The sequence below is a fragment of the Melghirimyces algeriensis genome (assembly GCF_900182565.1).
GTDB lineage: Bacteria > Bacillota > Bacilli > Thermoactinomycetales > DSM-45169 > Melghirimyces > Melghirimyces algeriensis.
On the sequence record NZ_FXTI01000011.1, the window covers coordinates 1 to 16,382 of the forward strand.

12 protein-coding genes, 8 tRNA genes and 1 rRNA gene are annotated in these 16,382 nt (G+C 43.8%); 19 read left to right on the forward strand and 2 right to left on the reverse strand.

Going from position 1 to position 16,382, the window contains the following annotated elements; translation table 11 throughout:
* The 11 genes from rrf to rocF all read left to right on the forward strand — a co-directional run.
* Positions 1-92, forward strand: a 5S ribosomal RNA gene (rrf, locus tag FN782_RS13845); the annotation flags it as partial.
* Positions 93-172: 80 nt separating this feature from the next.
* Positions 173-247: transfer RNA gene (locus FN782_RS13850), tRNA-Asn, on the forward strand.
* A 3-nt stretch (positions 248-250) separates the two neighbouring features.
* Positions 251-326: transfer RNA gene (locus tag FN782_RS13855), tRNA-Thr, on the forward strand.
* A 3-nt stretch (positions 327-329) separates the two neighbouring features.
* Positions 330-405, forward strand: a tRNA-Glu gene (locus tag FN782_RS13860).
* 32 nt (positions 406-437) lie between these two features.
* Positions 438-513 (forward strand) — tRNA-Val (locus FN782_RS13865).
* A gap of 5 nt (positions 514-518) precedes the next feature.
* Positions 519-603, forward strand: a tRNA-Tyr gene (locus tag FN782_RS13870).
* 5 nt (positions 604-608) lie between these two features.
* Positions 609-683, forward strand: a tRNA-Gln gene (locus FN782_RS13875).
* Between the two features lie 6 nt (positions 684-689).
* Positions 690-765, forward strand: a tRNA-Lys gene (locus FN782_RS13880).
* Positions 766-769: 4 nt separating this feature from the next.
* Positions 770-844: transfer RNA gene (locus FN782_RS13885), tRNA-Gly, on the forward strand.
* 293 nt (positions 845-1,137) lie between these two features.
* Positions 1,138-1,332, forward strand: coding sequence for a hypothetical protein (locus FN782_RS13890; RefSeq protein WP_142506406.1), 195 nt, complete (start codon positions 1,138-1,140; stop codon positions 1,330-1,332).
* 130 nt (positions 1,333-1,462) lie between these two features.
* Positions 1,463-2,365, forward strand: coding sequence for an arginase (gene rocF / locus FN782_RS13895; RefSeq protein WP_142506407.1), 903 nt, complete (start codon positions 1,463-1,465; stop codon positions 2,363-2,365).
* A 120-nt stretch (positions 2,366-2,485) separates the two neighbouring features.
* On the opposite strand, the gene FN782_RS13900 is transcribed toward rocF, so the two are convergent.
* Complete coding sequence (locus FN782_RS13900; protein ID WP_246064966.1) at positions 2,486-3,451, reverse strand: pyridoxal-phosphate dependent enzyme; 966 nt, start codon at positions 3,449-3,451, stop codon at positions 2,486-2,488.
* A gap of 287 nt (positions 3,452-3,738) precedes the next feature.
* Between FN782_RS13900 and cdaA the strand changes: the two genes are divergently transcribed.
* The 8 genes from cdaA to FN782_RS13940 all read left to right on the forward strand — a co-directional run bounded on the left by cdaA (position 3,739) and on the right by FN782_RS13940 (position 14,519).
* Entirely contained in the window at positions 3,739-4,551 is an 813-nt protein-coding gene (gene cdaA, locus FN782_RS13905; RefSeq protein WP_142506409.1) for a diadenylate cyclase CdaA, read from the forward strand.
* On the forward strand, positions 4,544-5,749 hold the full coding sequence (locus tag FN782_RS13910) for a CdaR family protein (RefSeq protein ID WP_142506410.1): 1,206 nt from the start codon (positions 4,544-4,546) through the stop codon (positions 5,747-5,749). Before cdaA ends, FN782_RS13910 begins: the two co-directional genes overlap by 8 nt.
* Before the next feature lie 31 nt (positions 5,750-5,780).
* Positions 5,781-7,133, forward strand: coding sequence for a phosphoglucosamine mutase (gene glmM / locus FN782_RS13915; RefSeq protein WP_142506411.1), 1,353 nt, complete (start codon positions 5,781-5,783; stop codon positions 7,131-7,133).
* 482 nt (positions 7,134-7,615) lie between these two features.
* Positions 7,616-9,442, forward strand: coding sequence for a glutamine--fructose-6-phosphate transaminase (isomerizing) (gene glmS / locus FN782_RS13920; protein WP_142506412.1), 1,827 nt, complete (start codon positions 7,616-7,618; stop codon positions 9,440-9,442).
* Between the two features lie 395 nt (positions 9,443-9,837).
* Complete coding sequence (locus tag FN782_RS13925) at positions 9,838-10,617, forward strand: ABC transporter ATP-binding protein (protein WP_142506413.1); 780 nt, start codon at positions 9,838-9,840, stop codon at positions 10,615-10,617.
* Positions 10,607-12,766: an ABC transporter permease gene (locus tag FN782_RS13930; RefSeq protein ID WP_142506414.1), complete on the forward strand. Its 2,160-nt coding sequence runs from the start codon at positions 10,607-10,609 to the stop codon at positions 12,764-12,766. Before FN782_RS13925 ends, FN782_RS13930 begins: the two co-directional genes overlap by 11 nt.
* A 40-nt stretch (positions 12,767-12,806) precedes the next feature.
* Complete coding sequence (locus FN782_RS13935; protein ID WP_185956325.1) at positions 12,807-13,472, forward strand: response regulator transcription factor; 666 nt, start codon at positions 12,807-12,809, stop codon at positions 13,470-13,472.
* A gap of 9 nt (positions 13,473-13,481) precedes the next feature.
* Positions 13,482-14,519, forward strand: coding sequence for a sensor histidine kinase (locus FN782_RS13940; protein WP_142506415.1), 1,038 nt, complete (start codon positions 13,482-13,484; stop codon positions 14,517-14,519).
* 218 nt (positions 14,520-14,737) lie between these two features.
* Here the strand turns inward: FN782_RS13940 and FN782_RS13945 are convergent, their stop codons facing one another.
* On the reverse strand, positions 14,738-15,952 hold the full coding sequence (locus FN782_RS13945; RefSeq protein WP_185956326.1) for an MFS transporter: 1,215 nt from the start codon (positions 15,950-15,952) through the stop codon (positions 14,738-14,740).
* Positions 15,953-16,382: the final 430 nt, after the last annotated feature.

The window sequence follows — 16,382 nt, forward strand, 5'->3', positions numbered from 1 at the left end:
CACCCGTTCCCATCCCGAACACGGAAGTTAAGCCCTCCAGCGCCGATGGTACTTGGGGCGCAGGCCCCTGGGAGAGTAGGACGTTGCCAGGCAATCCCTTCATAAAAATATGAAAAATCCCTTGACATTACTGAGTAAGCATTATATAATATGTATCGTTGTTAAGCGATGATCCTCAGTAGCTCAATGGTAGAGCGCCCGGCTGTTAACCGGTAGGTTGCAGGTTCGAGTCCTGCCTGAGGAGCCAACTGCTCCCATAGCTCAGTCGGTAGAGCGCTTCCATGGTAAGGAAGAGGTCACCAGTTCGAGTCTGGTTGGGAGCTCCACACGGCCCGTTGGTGAAGCGGTTAACACACCAGCCTTTCACGCTGGCATGCAGGGGTTCGAATCCCCTACGGGTCACCAGAAACAGCGCCGGATTGATTTCGGCGATTCATGGACGGTTAGCTCAGTTGGGAGAGCACCTGCCTTACAAGCAGGGGGTCGCAGGTTCGAGCCCTGCACCGTCCACCACATTTGGAGGGATAGCGAAGTGGCCAAACGCAGCAGACTGTAAATCTGCCGGCTTTGCCTTCGTAGGTTCGAATCCTACTCCCTCCACCATTTGATGGGGCGTAGCCAAGTGGTAAGGCAACGGACTTTGACTCCGTGATGCGTAGGTTCGATCCCTACCGCCCCAGCCATCATACGACCCATTAGCTCAGTCGGCAGAGCACCTGACTTTTAATCAGGGTGTCCCAGGTTCGAATCCTGGATGGGTCACCATTATGCGGAAGTGGCTCAGTGGTAGAGCACCGCCTTGCCAAGGCGGGGGTCGCGGGTTCGAATCCCGTCTTCCGCTCCATAACCAACACCACCTAAAACAGGTGGTGTTTTATTTTACCGGAAAGAGAAATTCTCTTTCCGGTTTTTGTTTGTAAAAATGGATTCACTTTGGGCGATATGATCTTCAAAGAGGAACCACTCCATGATAAACACATAAATATTCATTTAATCTCTTTTTTATACCATTATATGAATATCAGTGTATAAAAAATCTGAAATGCTGTGTTAAATAGATGAAAGCGTTTAAATATGTTAAACTGTAGAGGAATCTCAAAATGAGCACATCACAAAACAGAAAATCGGGTGGGGCGTGTGATTGCAGAGTTAACGGAGTCCGATTCTCGACAGTATCCAGCAGAAGCTCCACGGGCCGAAGCGTTTAGCGGTCACCTGTTTTTTCTTTGGTCGCTAAACGGTTCGGAGGGACGGAAAAATATTCAGTATCTGTGGAGAGACGAGGGATCAGGGTTGAAATCGACTCCGTCTGACACGCCCTGTCCAAAATAAGAGACAGGTGTTGCTTGGATTATTTTTACCTATTGAGTTGTTTTTCATCCCTTAGGGTAAAACGGTTAAAGCACCTACTTTCATCTTGTGATGCTCAACAAATTTGCTTTAGCGGGAGGGGATTGTTCACATGAAGAACAACAAAGTGACAATTGTGGGGGTTCCAATGGATCTTGGTGCGGATCGTCGAGGGGTCGATATGGGTCCCAGCGCGATTCGGTATGCCTCTGTCAAAGAGAAACTGACCCAATTAGGATATGAGGTAAGCGATCAGGGAAATCTGTCCGTACCCACTCCTGAATCGTATGATGTGGGAGAAAAACAACTGAAGTATTTACGGGAAATCACATTGGTTAGTGATGAACTGATGCGTACGGTGGATGCAGTTAAACAGGAGGGGCGGTTTCCTCTGATTTTGGGTGGAGATCACAGTATTGCGATTGGAACTATTGCCGGGGCAGCCAAGCACCATCAACGCATGGGGGTTATTTGGTTTGACGCTCACGGAGATTTAAATACCGGCGAGACCAGTCCATCCGGAAACATTCACGGAATGCCTTTGGCTGTCAGCTTGGGTCTGGGCCATCCGGATCTGGTAGACTTGGGTGGCTTTGCACCAAAAGTGCATCCTGAAAATGTGGTGATCATTGGAGCGCGTCAGTTGGATGAAGGTGAAAGGGTTCTGATTCGGGAACGGGGAATAAAAGTCTATACCATGCACGATATTGATCGTATGGGAATGGCAACTGTGATGAATGAGGCATTGGAAATTGTATCGAACGGAACGGATGGTGTCCATCTCAGCCTGGACCTGGATGGATTGGACCCCCATGATGCTCCAGGAGTTGGGACTCCGGTTTCTGGAGGAGTTACCTATCGGGAAAGCCATCTGGCTATGGAAATTTTAGCTGAAGCGGATATTCTGACTTCAGCGGAATTTGTGGAAGTCAATCCGATTCTCGACCAGAGCAATCGGACGGCAAAAGTTGCTGTTGCACTGATCGGCTCGGTTTTTGGTGAAAAAGTGTTGTAAGCGCGAGAGTTCTCCGCAAAAGCGGAGAGCTTTTTTGCATCGATCCCAATAAAACAAGAGATCCGCTGGTTCAGCGGATGGATTCATTCTGTATTTCTTTGTTTGGTATCGAGCCTTCAGTTACTTCGCTCCTGCGATATCCGCCATAACGGAAGGGTCAATGTTGCCTCCGCTGATGATGACACCCACTTTATGTAAATCTTTGGGTAACCGGCCGAATAACAAGGCGGCTAAAGGAACCGCTCCTGAGGGTTCCACCACAAGTTTGAGACGAAAGAAGGCAAACCGGGTGGCCTCTCGAATTTCACCCTCCGATACGGTAAGAATGGTTTCCGTATATTTTTGGATGACGGGAAACGTGATTTCACCGGGGGTGGTAATGCGCAATCCGTCAGCGATCGTGGGAGGTGCAGGAATGGTGATTCGATTTCCAGCCTCGAAGGAGCGGCGTGTATCGTCCGCCTCGGCGGGTTCCACCCCAAATACCCGAATCATGGGTTGTATACCTTTAGCGGCGACAGCAGTGCCGGACAATAGCCCTCCTCCCCCAATCGGAGCGATGATCCCATCCAAGTCAGGAACTTCCCGGAGAAGTTCAAGAGCTGCCGTTCCCGCTCCAGCCATAATATGAGGATGGTTGTATGGAGGTATGAGAGTAAGCCCCCGCTTTTTGGCAAGATCCTTGGCAACCACTTCCCGATCTTCCTTAAATCGATCATAATAAACAACTTCCGCACCATAACCCTTTGTAGCCTCCACCTTGACCTTGGGAGCATCCTTGGGCATACAAATGACGGCTGGCACATTGGACAGATGGGAGGCCAAAGCGACGGCCTGAGCGTGGTTTCCCGAAGAAAAAGCGATAACACCCTGTTTCTTTTGTTCCGCAGAAAGCTTGCTGATGGTGTTATAGGCACCCCGAAATTTAAAAGCCCCTACTTTTTGCAGATTCTCGCACTTGAGATAGACCTCACATCCTGCCTGTCCATTTAGTGTACGGGAGGTAAAGATGGGAGTCTTGTGACTGATGCCTTTCAACTGTTCTTCTGCTGATAAGATATCTTGCAATTGCAATGCTTGCTCCAAAAACATCCACCTTCTTTTTCTTCTTTATTGGGTTGTTTTTATTGATTCTGCAATGAACTTAGCGAATCCTCTTTGGCTATTCAGCCAGCGCAAGGGAAAAAATCTAAATAGTTGACGGATGAATGATCGGACAAAGTGTGATCCTAAAAGCATTGGATTGTCAAGCCTTTTGTTTGAAATCATGTCCTGGGGATTTCTTTTTTTCCTATCTTATCGCATAATGAAAAGATGGGGAAAATCGAAAAAAATGTAACCGAAATTAAACGGATGGGTTTGGGAGGAGGCCAATGGACTTATTGGATGGCATCACCCAATATTTGAATGACTTCGTCGATATCATGATCGTCAGTTATATCATTTATAAATTGTTGATGTTGGTAAAAGGAACCCGTGCAGTTCAACTGCTGAAAGGGATTTCTGTTGTTTTGGCTGTCTGGATTCTTTCAAGCTTCTTTCAACTCTCCACACTGGAGTGGTTGATGGAAAACCTGTTTTCTTGGGGGATCATTGTCGTCATTATTATCTTCCAGCCGGAGCTTCGCCGGGCGTTGGAACAACTGGGCCGAGGACGTTTCTTCAATCGAAGTGTCCGGGAAAATGAGCAGGCGCTTACCAAAATTGTAGGAGAAATCGTCAAGGCGATTTCTTATCTTGCCAATCGGAGGATTGGAGCTTTGATTGTCATGGAACGAGAGACGGGGCTATCCGATTATGTGGAAACAGGGATTGAACTGGATGCCAAATTGAGTTCCGAATGTCTAACCAATATCTTTATGCCTAAGGCCCCGTTGCACGACGGAGCTGTGATCATCCGTCATGATCGGTTGGTAGCGGCAAGCTGTTATCTTCCATTGTCGGAAAATCCGTTTATCAGTAATGATTTGGGCACCCGCCATCGAGCAGGCCTGGGCATCAGTGAAGGAACCGATGCAGTGACGATCATTGTTTCCGAAGAAACGGGAAAAATATCTCTTGCCATTCAAGGACAACTGGAGTGCGACTTGTCCGAAGAAGAGTTGATCTCCCGTCTTTATGAAGAGTTGAAACCTCCTAAAAAAGAAATGCCATTTATGCCCCGGAAGGGGGAGAAAGATGGATAAATGGCTACAAAACGACACTGTGGCTAAATTGGTTGCTTTTCTGTTGGCTGTTATGTTATGGTTGGTCGTCAGCGATGAGACCAATCAGTTTCAGGATCATGACACCAATAACATTGTTTCCAATGTGGTATTGGATGCTTATTATGATGAAGACAAGTTTGAGATCCGTGGCCTTCCAGAAACAATTACACTTCATGCACAAGGGCCCGATCCTTCAATAAAAAGGGTGGAAGCTTCTCGTTTGCAGGCTTATGTAGATCTTCGAAACAAAGAGGCGGGAAGACATAAAAATGTACCGATACAGGTGAAAACCAAAGGCTTGCCAGGAGTGGAAGTAAGCCCTCAGCCCCGCTCGGTAGATGTGGTGCTAGAGGAAAAGAGAAGTGAAACCTTTCCAGTTGAAGTGGAAATTATCGGGCGACCGGAAGCCAAATATCACATTGGGGAACCTGTGGTGGATCCGGGAAGGGTTCGGTTGTTTGGTTCTAAATCCACTTTGAAAAAGGTGCGATCGGTGAAAGCGTTGGTTCATGCTGAAGGAGCTACGGAAACGATCAGCCGCTCCGTCTCGTTACAAATATACGGGGAAGATGGACTGATGAGCGGGGTGGAAGCAGATCCACAGGTGATAGATGTGGAAGTCCCGATCGTCAGGACCGGAAAAGAGGTTCCCCTTCAATGGAATCAGATAACAGAACCCAAAAAAGGTTATGCTGTGAAAAATGTAAAACTGAGTACAAACAAAGTGATGGTGTACGGACCAAAAGATTACATCAAAGAGCTGAAGAACTATCCGCTTCCCAAGCTGGATCTTTCCAATGCTACAAGTGATCGTACGTTTAAATTGCCACTTTCTCTTTCCGGTGAAGCGGTAAAGGTGACGCCTGAACGGGTAAACGTTCAGGTAGAAATTGTAGAGGGAACGAAAAAAACGATGAAGGATGTCCCGATTGAGATACAAGGGAAGAAAGAAGGGTTCGATGTTCAAGTGGTAAGCCCGGACCGTTTTGATCTTACCCTTTTCGGGGCACCGTCCATTTTAAAAAACGTTGAAAAGGAAAATGTAAAAGGGTCCATTGATCTGGCGGATCTCCCTCCCGGAGAGCATCATGTTTCGGTAAAGGTAGATCTGCCCAAATATATCCGAGTCGTTGATGAAGAAGATCTGACAGTAACGGTTCGGATTCAGAAAAAATAGAGTATGAGTGGACCGAGAAGGAGGAGAAACCATGGGTAAATATTTTGGAACGGACGGTGTCAGAGGTGTGGCCAACCGAGAGTTGACCCCCGAACTGGTTTATCGTTTAGGTCGGGCAGGAGCCTATGTTCTGACCAATCATTCAGAGAAGGAGAATAGGGAGAGACCCTTGGTTTTGGTGGGCCGCGACCCACGGATTTCCGGAGAGATGTTGGAATCCGCCTTGGTTGCGGGAATGCTTTCGATCGGTGTGGATGTGATTCGTCTGGGTGTTGTATCCACACCAGGTGTTGCCTACTTAATCCGGAATTTTGAAGCAAGTGCTGGAGTGATGATCTCTGCATCTCATAACCCCTTTTCGGATAATGGAATTAAATTTTTTGGTCCAGATGGGTTTAAGTTAACGGATTCATTGGAAGAATCCATTGAGTCGCTTCTCATGGAGGAAGATCAAATGCCGCGTCCCGAAGGAGAGGGGATTGGTCGGGTGAATGACCGACCGGATGCATCCTTGAAGTATATTGAATATCTTCGTTCCACGATTCAAACGGATCTCTGTGGAATGGATATTGTCGTGGATTGTGCCAATGGTGCTGCTTCCCGGTTGGCTCCCTCGCTTCTACGGGATTTGGGAGCGGATGTTACAGCGATTAACGCCGATCCTGATGGGTTCAATATCAATGTGGACTGTGGATCAACCCATCCAGAACGATTGCGACAGGAAGTATTACAGCGAAATGCTCATATTGGTCTTGCCTTTGACGGAGATGCGGACCGATTGATTGCGGTGGATGAAAAAGGGGAAATCGTGGATGGAGACCGTGTTCTCTGCATTTGCGGGAGCTTTATGAAAGAGATGGGTGAGCTTAAAAAGGATACCATTGTCACCACCGTGATGAGTAATATCGGCCTGTTTAAAGCGACAGAATCCATGGGAATCCGGACTGAAAAGACCCAGGTGGGCGATCGGTATGTGATGGAAGCCATGCGCCAGGGAGGTTATAACCTGGGTGGTGAACAGTCCGGCCATATCATCTTCCTTGACTACAATACAACCGGTGACGGAATGTTGACCGCCCTTCAATTGTTGCGTGTCGTAAAGGAAAAAGCGACGACCTTAAACCAGCTGGCCCAGATGATGACACAGTATCCACAGATCATGGTAAATGTCCAAGTGAAAGATAAGGAAAAATGGGGCGAAAATGAAGCAATACGTCAGGAAATTGAACGAGTGGAGAAATCTTTAGGAGATGAAGGTCGCGTATTGGTACGACCGTCAGGTACTGAGCCATTAATCCGGGTGATGGCAGAAGGTCCCGATGAAAAGGAATTGGAGTCCCATGTAAATGCCATTGCGGATACGATTCGCAACGAACTGTCTTAAAACATGACCCCGTCGTTTAGACGGGGACTGCTTTTGATTAAAAAAACATCCAGTTATCGGATTTGTTTATTTGTCACCTTTAAAATAATAGTGATTAATACATTTTAGAATTTATTTACTTTACAAATGGAATAGACTTGCATAGCATAGTATTAGTTGCATTTTTGGAGGTGATGCAGGGAAAAGTTGGATGAATTTATGATTCCATAGGTTGTAAAGCGCCAGGACTGTGGCAGTGGGACCGCAGTTGACGAGGAGGAGGGGGATCGAGCAATCGGCGGATACCTCCCGGCTTGTGCACCGGAGCCGATGAACCGGAACACAAAAGAATGGGGTGACCTGTTCCACAAACGTTTCGGTACGGTGTACCACCGAAGGGGATCGAGATACAGGTGGTCAGACCAGAGATAAAAAAACAGAGAAGAAGTCCGCTTGGGTTATAAAGTGGTACTTCTGTTATTTTAGGGGGTTTGGTGAAACCGATGTGTGGAATCGTAGGTTATATCGGACAAAAACAGGCACAAAACATCCTGTTGGAAGGTCTTCGAAAGCTGGAATACCGGGGGTATGATTCGGCTGGGATCGCTGTTTATAACGACGGTAAACTGAATGTGAAAAAGACAAAAGGACCGCTTTCCGCTTTACAGCAACTGACGGACAAGGACCCGTTATCCGGCGAAATGGGAATTGGACATACCCGTTGGGCGACCCATGGGAAGCCTTCCGATGAAAACTCTCATCCCCATATGGATGAAAAACAGCAGTTTTCCATCGTTCACAACGGAATTATTGAAAACTACCTTGACATCAAAGAAGAACTTCAAGAAAAGGGATATACGTTTGCCTCTGAAACAGACACAGAAGTGATCGCACATCTCTTGTCCGAACTGTATGATGGAGACTTGGTATCCACGGTTCAGAAAGCTGTCAAACGGATGGAAGGAGCCTATGCATTGGCGATTGCCAATGTCATGGAGCCGGATAAACTGGTTGCTGTTCGTTTGGCCAGTCCATTGATTGTCGGTGTCGGTGATGGAGAGAACTTTATCGCCTCCGATATCCCGGCAATCCTGGAACACACTCGCGATGTGTATGTCCTGAATGATGGAGAAATGGCTGTTCTCACCCAGGATCGTGTGGAGCTCTTCACCACGGATGGAACACCCGTCAACCGGGACATGTTGCATGTCACTTGGGATGCTGCTACAGCGGAAAAGGATGGCTATGAGCATTTTATGCTGAAAGAAATCCATGAACAGCCCAAGGCGATCCGCGATACATTGGCCGCTCGGTTGAAAGAAGGCGTGGTAGATCTGTCACGGGAGATTTCTTTGACTCCGGAGGAGTTGAAGCGCTTTGACAAAGTGCATATTGTGGCCTGTGGGACCGCCTATCATGCAGGACTGATCGGAAAGTCCGTCATTGAATCACTGGTCCGCATCCCCGTGGAAGTGGATATCGCGTCTGAATACCGCTATCGCAACCCGATTCTCACCCCTTCCACCCTGGTGATTGTCATCAGCCAGTCCGGGGAAACGGCAGACACTCTGGCAGCGCTCAGGGAAGCCAAACAGGCAGGAGCCAGGGTACTGGGTATCACCAATGTTGTGGGAAGCTCTGTTGCCCGCGAAGCGGATGAAGTGTTGATGACCTGGGCAGGTCCTGAGATTGCTGTTGCCTCCACCAAAGCCTATACCAGCCAGTTGATCGCCATTTACCTGCTAGGTCTCTATCTGGCCCGTGTGCTGGGTACCCAACCGGAGGAACAGTTGCTGGAAGTGACGGAAGCCCTGCCTCGTCTTTCCGAGCAGGTGAAGAGCATCCTGGAGGACCATGGATCGATTCGGAAATTTGCTGAGAAGATTGCCCAGCATGAAAACCTCTTTTTCATCGGGCGTGGCCTGGACTATCCCGTTGTGCTGGAAGGGTCTCTGAAACTGAAGGAGATCTCCTATATTCATTCTGAGGCGTATGCCGCCGGAGAGCTGAAACATGGCACACTGGCCCTGATTGAAGAAGGCATCCCGGTGATTGCACTGGCTACACAGCAAGCGGTCCATGATAAAATGGTCTCCAACATTATTGAAGTAAAAGCCAGGGGGGCTCATGTATTGGGCCTGGGACTGGAAGGAAGAACCGACCTGGACCGCTCCGTGGATGAACACATCACCATCCCGGAAACCTTGTCCCTTCTCACACCGGTTCTCTCAGTCATCCCGCTTCAACTTCTGGCCTACTACACCTCCACCGCCCGCGGCATCAACGTCGACAAACCGCGCAACCTAGCCAAGAGTGTCACGGTGGAGTAAGAGTGTGATACCATATATAATTGTGTAGCTTTGAAATAAAGTTTAATAAAAATAGCCCTTTAGGAATCTAGTTCCTAAAGGGCTATTTTTTATTCTTAATTATGAATTTGGTTGCTGTAAAAGCCTTTTTAAAAACTGGTTTAACCGGTACGGGCTGGAGTGTCTTTTTCTGACTAACCCATTCTGCGTATTTGTTCCAAAAGCATTTCGTCAATCTCTTACTTCAAATATTGCTTAATAGTCTGGAACGTCAATAGTGATTAAAATCTTTCAAATCAACATCATTCATTTTCCCTTACACCATTTGTAAGTGTTTTTAGTCTTTTATACTGGTTATAATGTGTATACGAACAATGATAATTTCGGAAAATGATAATAAAAAAGGAGAGTTATACATGGTCAGACAAGGAAAATTGCTGGAAGTTAAAGACTTACAAAAAAACTACGGAAAGAAAAACAATATAACAAAAGCTTTAAACGGTGTTAGTTTTGACATTCTCCTAGGAGAATTCTTAGGAATCATGGGGCCAAGCGGTTCTGGTAAAACGACATTACTAAACTGCATTGCAACGATAATAAAGCCAACATCCGGGTGTGTCCTTTTAAAGGGGGAAAATATCAGTGCTTTTGACAGTAAGGATTTAGCGGAATATCGCGGCAGTCGAATCGGATATCTGTTTCAAGATTTCGCTTTGCTGGATAATCTAACGGGACAGGAAAATATACTATTACCATTGTCTATTCATGGGGTGGATTTTGCAAAAGCACGCGCTAAATTAGATGAACTGGCGGATTTTTTAGAAATTACAGATATTCTTAACAAATTCCCAGCTCAGATGTCTGGGGGACAAAAGCAAAGAGTAGCTGCTGCACGCAGTCTAATTTCTGATCCAGATATCGTTCTTGCGGATGAACCGACAGGGGCATTGGACACACGCTCTGCAAGAAATTTAATGAATAAGTTAGAAGGGATTAATAGAAATAGTGGAAGAACGATTTTAATGGTTACCCACGACCCTAATGCAGCAAGCTTTTGTTCAAGAATCCTTTTTATTCAAGATGGTGTGGTATTTCATGAACTGCGTCGCAAACAAGAGGAGTCTCGCGAGGAATTTTATGAAAGAATTTTGCAGTTACTTGCTCAGCTTGGGGGAGGAAGCGCAAATGTTTTCTAGGCTGATTTATCGTAATGCGAAACGCAGTCGGAAGGAGAATTTAATCTACTTTGCAACACTTGTTACAGCAGTAGCCTCGTTTTATATCATTCTATCACTGGGGAAACAGAATGTTATCTTATTCTTAAAGCAGTTTGAAAGTGATGCGATTGATAAACTCTTAGCGCAAATACCAATTGTATATATATTTGCATTATTTTTGTTGTTTTTCTTGATTTTATTTGCTAATCAGTACCAATTAAATCGAAGGAGTAAAGAGTTTGGGCTCTATCTCATGTTAGGAATGCGCAAGAAACGCCTTGTTCTTCAACTTTTAGCAGAAGGGTTTATGACTTCTATTTTCGCACTTATCGGGGGCATTTTCATAGGCGTATTCTTAGCAGAAATCATCAGCTTGACGGTTTCTAAATTAGTTGGACAGGGAATTATCGGTCATCAACTCAGCTTGTCGGTAGGTGCGATTTTCTTTACCATCATCGGTTTTTTATTCATCCAGTTTAGTGCACTAATCATTCTTGGTGGGAGATTATTCAATCGAGAAATACATCAATTACTTTATGAGCAAATGGATAACAAACAGGATATGGGACATATTAAAGGCAACGTACTCCATATTTTAGTAGGTTCTGTCTTACTAGGTGTTGCATATTGGATTGCTTTATATCGTTTGACGGATTTTGCAGGACTGACTCTTTTTGTGACATTGGCTCTCGGAAGTTTAGGAACAATCCTTTTTATGAGGGGATTTGGAAAATTACTAGGCTTATGGGCAAGCATGTCCGAGCATAAATCTACTAAAGGACTGCACACCTTTACATTAAGGCAGTTTCAAGAAAACATAGCGAATCGATCTACTTCTGTTGCCGTAACATCGATTCTAATCACGTTGTCGATCATTTTGATAGCAAATGGTGCCTCGACAATTTTGAGTTTAGAAAATTTATATAGTCGAGATGCCTCGGTTTATGATTTTACTGTTGACGGAGACAGCCAAAAGGTTGAGCAATTTTTGACTTCAGAAAAAATGGAACCATATGTAGAGGATTTAAACTTTCTCAAAATTGGAAGGATGAAGCATCAGGACGAGCAGAAGGAAGAGGATAGGCCGTCGCCGCTAGTGGATTGGTCTAAATTGAGAGAGCAACTTATTATGGCTCTGCCAAGCGAACAGAAAGAGCAATTTTTATCTGGGGAAATGCAGGGTTACTCGATCAGTTCGGAAAATCCCGAAGCGCTTAATCTGTTGGGGGTTCTGGAGATTGATGCCGCAACACCTTACCTCATTCCTGAATCATCTTACAATGGACTTTTAGAAGCGATAGGAGAAAAACCGCTGAACCTGCATTCAGATGAAATTGCCTTATACTTTAATCCAGATTTAGTACCTATCGATCAGCTTGATCGGATGCCTGTACTAGATCATATTCTTAAAAAGGCTAACAAAGAAGGACAAAGTTTGATGAGCATTCATGATCAGGCAATCGATATACGCTCATCCATTCCAATGAGAGGATTAGTAGCAGATCGCTCGGTAAAAATTTTTTCAGCGTTTATCGTCCCGGATCCTATGTTTGAACAATTATCAGAGTCCTATAATTCATATTGGAATTTTCGCATCCCACAAAAGATGCAGGAGCAGCAGGGTTTAATGAAACCGATGATGGAGGTGAGAGATATATTAAAATCTTCTGGCTTCCAGTTTGAAAGCTATTTACAAAACTTTGGACGTCAACTCTTCTATGTTGTTGCTGGAAGTTATACCATCTTATATATGGGATTCTTATTCTTAATTATTGCTTGTACGGTATTAGCTCTACAATTTTTAACGCAAATGAAGCAGACTGGACAACGCTATTTAACGCTTTCCATGCTGGGTGCCAAACGGAATCAAATGAAAAAATCGATGTATAAACAGGTATTGTGGACCTTTCTGTTACCGATGTCTCTGGCATGCGTGAGTGGATCTGTTGGGATTAGGGCTATGATTCTATTTGTGATTATTAACTTCGAAGATGAACCGTTACTGTATCCTATTGCCTTTACCTTTGCATGTTTTGTAATCGTCGTTGTGGCGATCTATGGCGTAGCAGTTGCCCGTTCAGCAGATCATGAAATCGATAAATTGCGTTGGAAGCCGAATATAGATTAAGGAACCGACCGTTACATTTCACATCAAAGGGGGTGCTGAAGTGGCGAGAATTGTAATGGTTGAAGATGATCCATTGATGCGAGAAGAGTTAATCGATATATTGCAAAAAGAAGGGTTTGAGACAGTAGCGATTACAGATTTTCATGATATCGCTCTTCAAATAGCCACTTTGGCACCGGACCTAGTCATATTAGACATTAATTTGCCGGAACAATCCGGATTTGAAATATGCAAAAGTCTAAAATCAAAGGGGATTGGTCCAATATTGGTTCTTACATCCAGAGATAAGTTGCAAGATGAATTACATGGTCTTTATTTAGGAGCAGATGATTACCTCACAAAGCCATGCAATCGTGATCGATTATTAGCGCGTATTCAAAACCTGCTGAGAAGATATGAAGGACAACCTTCCTTGATCGATGGGGGCAGTTTTTCACTGGACCCCAATACTTTTACGTTGTATAAGGGGTCTCAATCATTGGTGTTATCCGCCAATGAAGGGGGGATTTTACTGGCTTTAGTACAGAATAGACCTGAGATTGTATCCAAAAGGGCACTGAGTGAACGTTTATGGGGAACAGACCAATATATCGACGAAAATGCACTTCAAGTCAATCTCACGCGCTTACGAAAAACACTGCGACAATTAAACTTGGAAAATCAAATTGAAACAATAAGGGGTCAAGGTTATCGACTTAGGGGGTAGGGTGAAACCATGAAATGGATTAAGCAAATATATGATTGTTTTCATGCTTATAAGCTATGGTTTCTTATCTTAATTGTAACAAACCTCCTATTTATTTTTTTTGCTTGGTTAGCTTACCCAGAAACCTTTGAGGTGTTAGTTGGGCTCATGATTGTTTTTACTCTAGCAATGATATCGTTACCTGTATTCATGATTATGAGAAAGCAAAAAATCATAGAAGCTGCCTATGAAGATTTTTTGCTGGAACCGAATGAGACGAACGAAGAAATATTATGTCGGGTATCTCCTAAAATACATCGATCGTTTATCCATGGAATGGGAAATGTCCTAAGATCCTATCAGTCAAAACTGAATGAGCAAGCGATGGAGTTGGCCGATTATGAAAGCTATATAGAAGGATGGGTTCACGAAATGAAAAAGCCTCTGTCATTGATGACATTGCTATTAGATAACCGCAGGGACGAAATGTCTCCCCTTGTTAGACGGCGTATGATTCATGTTAGAGATCAAATGCTAGGAGATGTAGAGCGAATTTTGTATTTTGCGAGACTTCGGGCTGCTCATAAAGATTATATGTTTGAGCCAATACACTTACTGGCATTTTGCAAACAGATAACTGAAAACCATCAAACACTACTAGATGAATCCGGTTTTCAAATAGAGTTTATAGGTGAAGAAATGGAAATTATATCTGACCGCAAGGGATTAGCATTTATATTGGAACAAATTATCGCGAATAGTACGAAACACGTTGCACGGAATCAGAGTAGTCCAATATTGAAATTTGAAACAGTTTTTGATCAAGTGAGTGATCAAACCACTTTAAATATTAGTGATAATGGACCTGGTGTATCTGAAGAAGATTTACCATTTATTTTTGACAAGGGCTTTACGGGAAGGAGAGGTACTTATACAAGACAGGCAACAGGTATGGGGCTCTTCTTAGTGAGCAAGATGGCTTATGATTTAGCCATTCAGTTGGATGCAAAATCAGAGATTGGTTCGGGGTTGGTCATATCGCTGATATTTCCAAATGTAAAACAATAAGCTGTCATACGCCTGATGTTAAGTATAAAAGATAAATAGATAACACACAATTATTTTATTTTAAATGGAGTTCACAGATATTCCAGGCAAGGAGGATCACAAAGATATCCTTGCCATAAAAGGGAGCAAGCTGTTGTTATGAGCGAGTCATAATTGCAGCTTTTTTTCTTTATATTTGTTTGAGAAAGCCGTTTCTCACTACGTTTTATATACAAAGACTAACTGGCTTCTTCAGTGGGTTTGTCGGAAGAAAAATATAATTGGCGTCTGTATTTGATAAACAGAGAAGCGGTTAACGATAATGACAATATACCGAATAAGAGAGTCATCTGTTGTAGTCCAACACCATCTAATAGAAGGCCGGTCATTAGTAATGCGATTTGAAACAATGATCTGTCAGCCATATTGCGGAATGAAAAAAAACGCCCATGGAAAGCCTTTGGTACCTTTGTTTGAAAAACTGTAGCGGCTGTAGGAAAGAAAGATCCGACTGAAAAACCGAATATAGCGAACGATAAGATTGTGATCATTGGATGATAGGCAAAATAAAGGGTGAGCTGTGAACATCCAATTAAAATGGAAGAACCAAATAAAATGCGATATACTGACTGCTTTTCTCTTATTTTCTTTACCAAAAAAGCCCCCAACAAAAAAGCAATCCCCTCGACCGTGTAAATCCAACCTTTGATAGCAGGATTTTCTTGCAATTCACTGATATTCATGACAATCAAATTAAAACCACCGATAAACAGAATGGGTATGAAAGTCATAAACAATGTCATGCAGACAACCGGCAACTCTTTCATGACAGGGAACACATCTTTAAAACCCGAATTGGCGTCATTCTTTCTATGTAATGGTTGTTTTGCTTTTGTCTCGTCTATATTTAGAAAGGCGGTGAAGACGAACAAACCTAAATAGGCAAAAAATGACACGATATAAATCGTTGACAAGGAGACAGTGACTAACAATGTTCCGGCGATCGCTGTTCCTATAATACGGGATAGGGTAGAGACATTCATATGTAATCCGTTTAGTTGGAGTAATTCTTTTTCTTTGACTACGAGAGGAAGAGATGCTTGAAGAGCTGGGAAATAAAAAGCTGTTACAATATGTGTTACCATCAGAAAGATAATCATCCACCAAACAGAATCCGTTTCAATGGCAATAAACATAAAAATGACACTGATTGCTCGCGTGAAGCCTGATGCGAGCATCACTGTTTTCTTATTCAATTGATCCGTCAGTTTACCAGCCAAGGGCCCAAATGCGATACCAGCGATCAATCCAGAGGCGATAATCAGTGATTTTAGAAAGTCAGATGGAACCTTGTCTTGCATAAATTCCAAATTCCCGATAATGCTGACCCACAACCCCAAACCAGCGATCCATTCACCAGATAATAGAATCCATACATTTCTGTTATTCCACAATCTGATCCAACCTCTCCATCTAAAAATATTTACCAATGTGCTTTGCGGTGTAATTGAAAATGAATTTCGTTTTCAATTATGATAACATATCATTACATTTTAATGATTATTTACTTCTCCAATTGAAAGATCGTTGTCCTGGAAGGGCTTGGAGACAAAACACGGATTCGTTTTAACAAAGGGAGAATCGAGGAGTAGGCAGGATCGATTGATTCAGTGATATGAGGTCATGAAGAAAAGTCCGTTGTCAGAAAACCGGAAGAAGCATGTTGATCAGAGTAACAGTCCATTACCTAACGATGTCGAAAAATGATCAAGAACACTCATATAAAACAGCACTTATGTGATGATGATCGTTTTGTTACAAATAGTATAAAATAATGATAATGATTATCGTTATTAAAGTCAATTTTTTTGTAAATAATGATAA

Coding starts and splice junctions, on each gene's coding strand:
- glmS (WP_142506412.1), top strand. CDS start 7,616: ATGTGTGGAATCGTAGGTTATATCGGACAAAAACAGGCACAAAACATC.
- FN782_RS13910 (WP_142506410.1), top strand. CDS start 4,544: ATGGATAAATGGCTACAAAACGACACTGTGGCTAAATTGGTTGCTTTT.
- rocF (WP_142506407.1), top strand. CDS start 1,463: ATGAAGAACAACAAAGTGACAATTGTGGGGGTTCCAATGGATCTTGGT.
- FN782_RS13925 (WP_142506413.1), top strand. CDS start 9,838: ATGGTCAGACAAGGAAAATTGCTGGAAGTTAAAGACTTACAAAAAAAC.
- FN782_RS13940 (WP_142506415.1), top strand. CDS start 13,482: ATGAAATGGATTAAGCAAATATATGATTGTTTTCATGCTTATAAGCTA.
- glmM (WP_142506411.1), top strand. CDS start 5,781: ATGGGTAAATATTTTGGAACGGACGGTGTCAGAGGTGTGGCCAACCGA.
- FN782_RS13930 (WP_142506414.1), top strand. CDS start 10,607: ATGTTTTCTAGGCTGATTTATCGTAATGCGAAACGCAGTCGGAAGGAG.
- cdaA (WP_142506409.1), top strand. CDS start 3,739: ATGGACTTATTGGATGGCATCACCCAATATTTGAATGACTTCGTCGAT.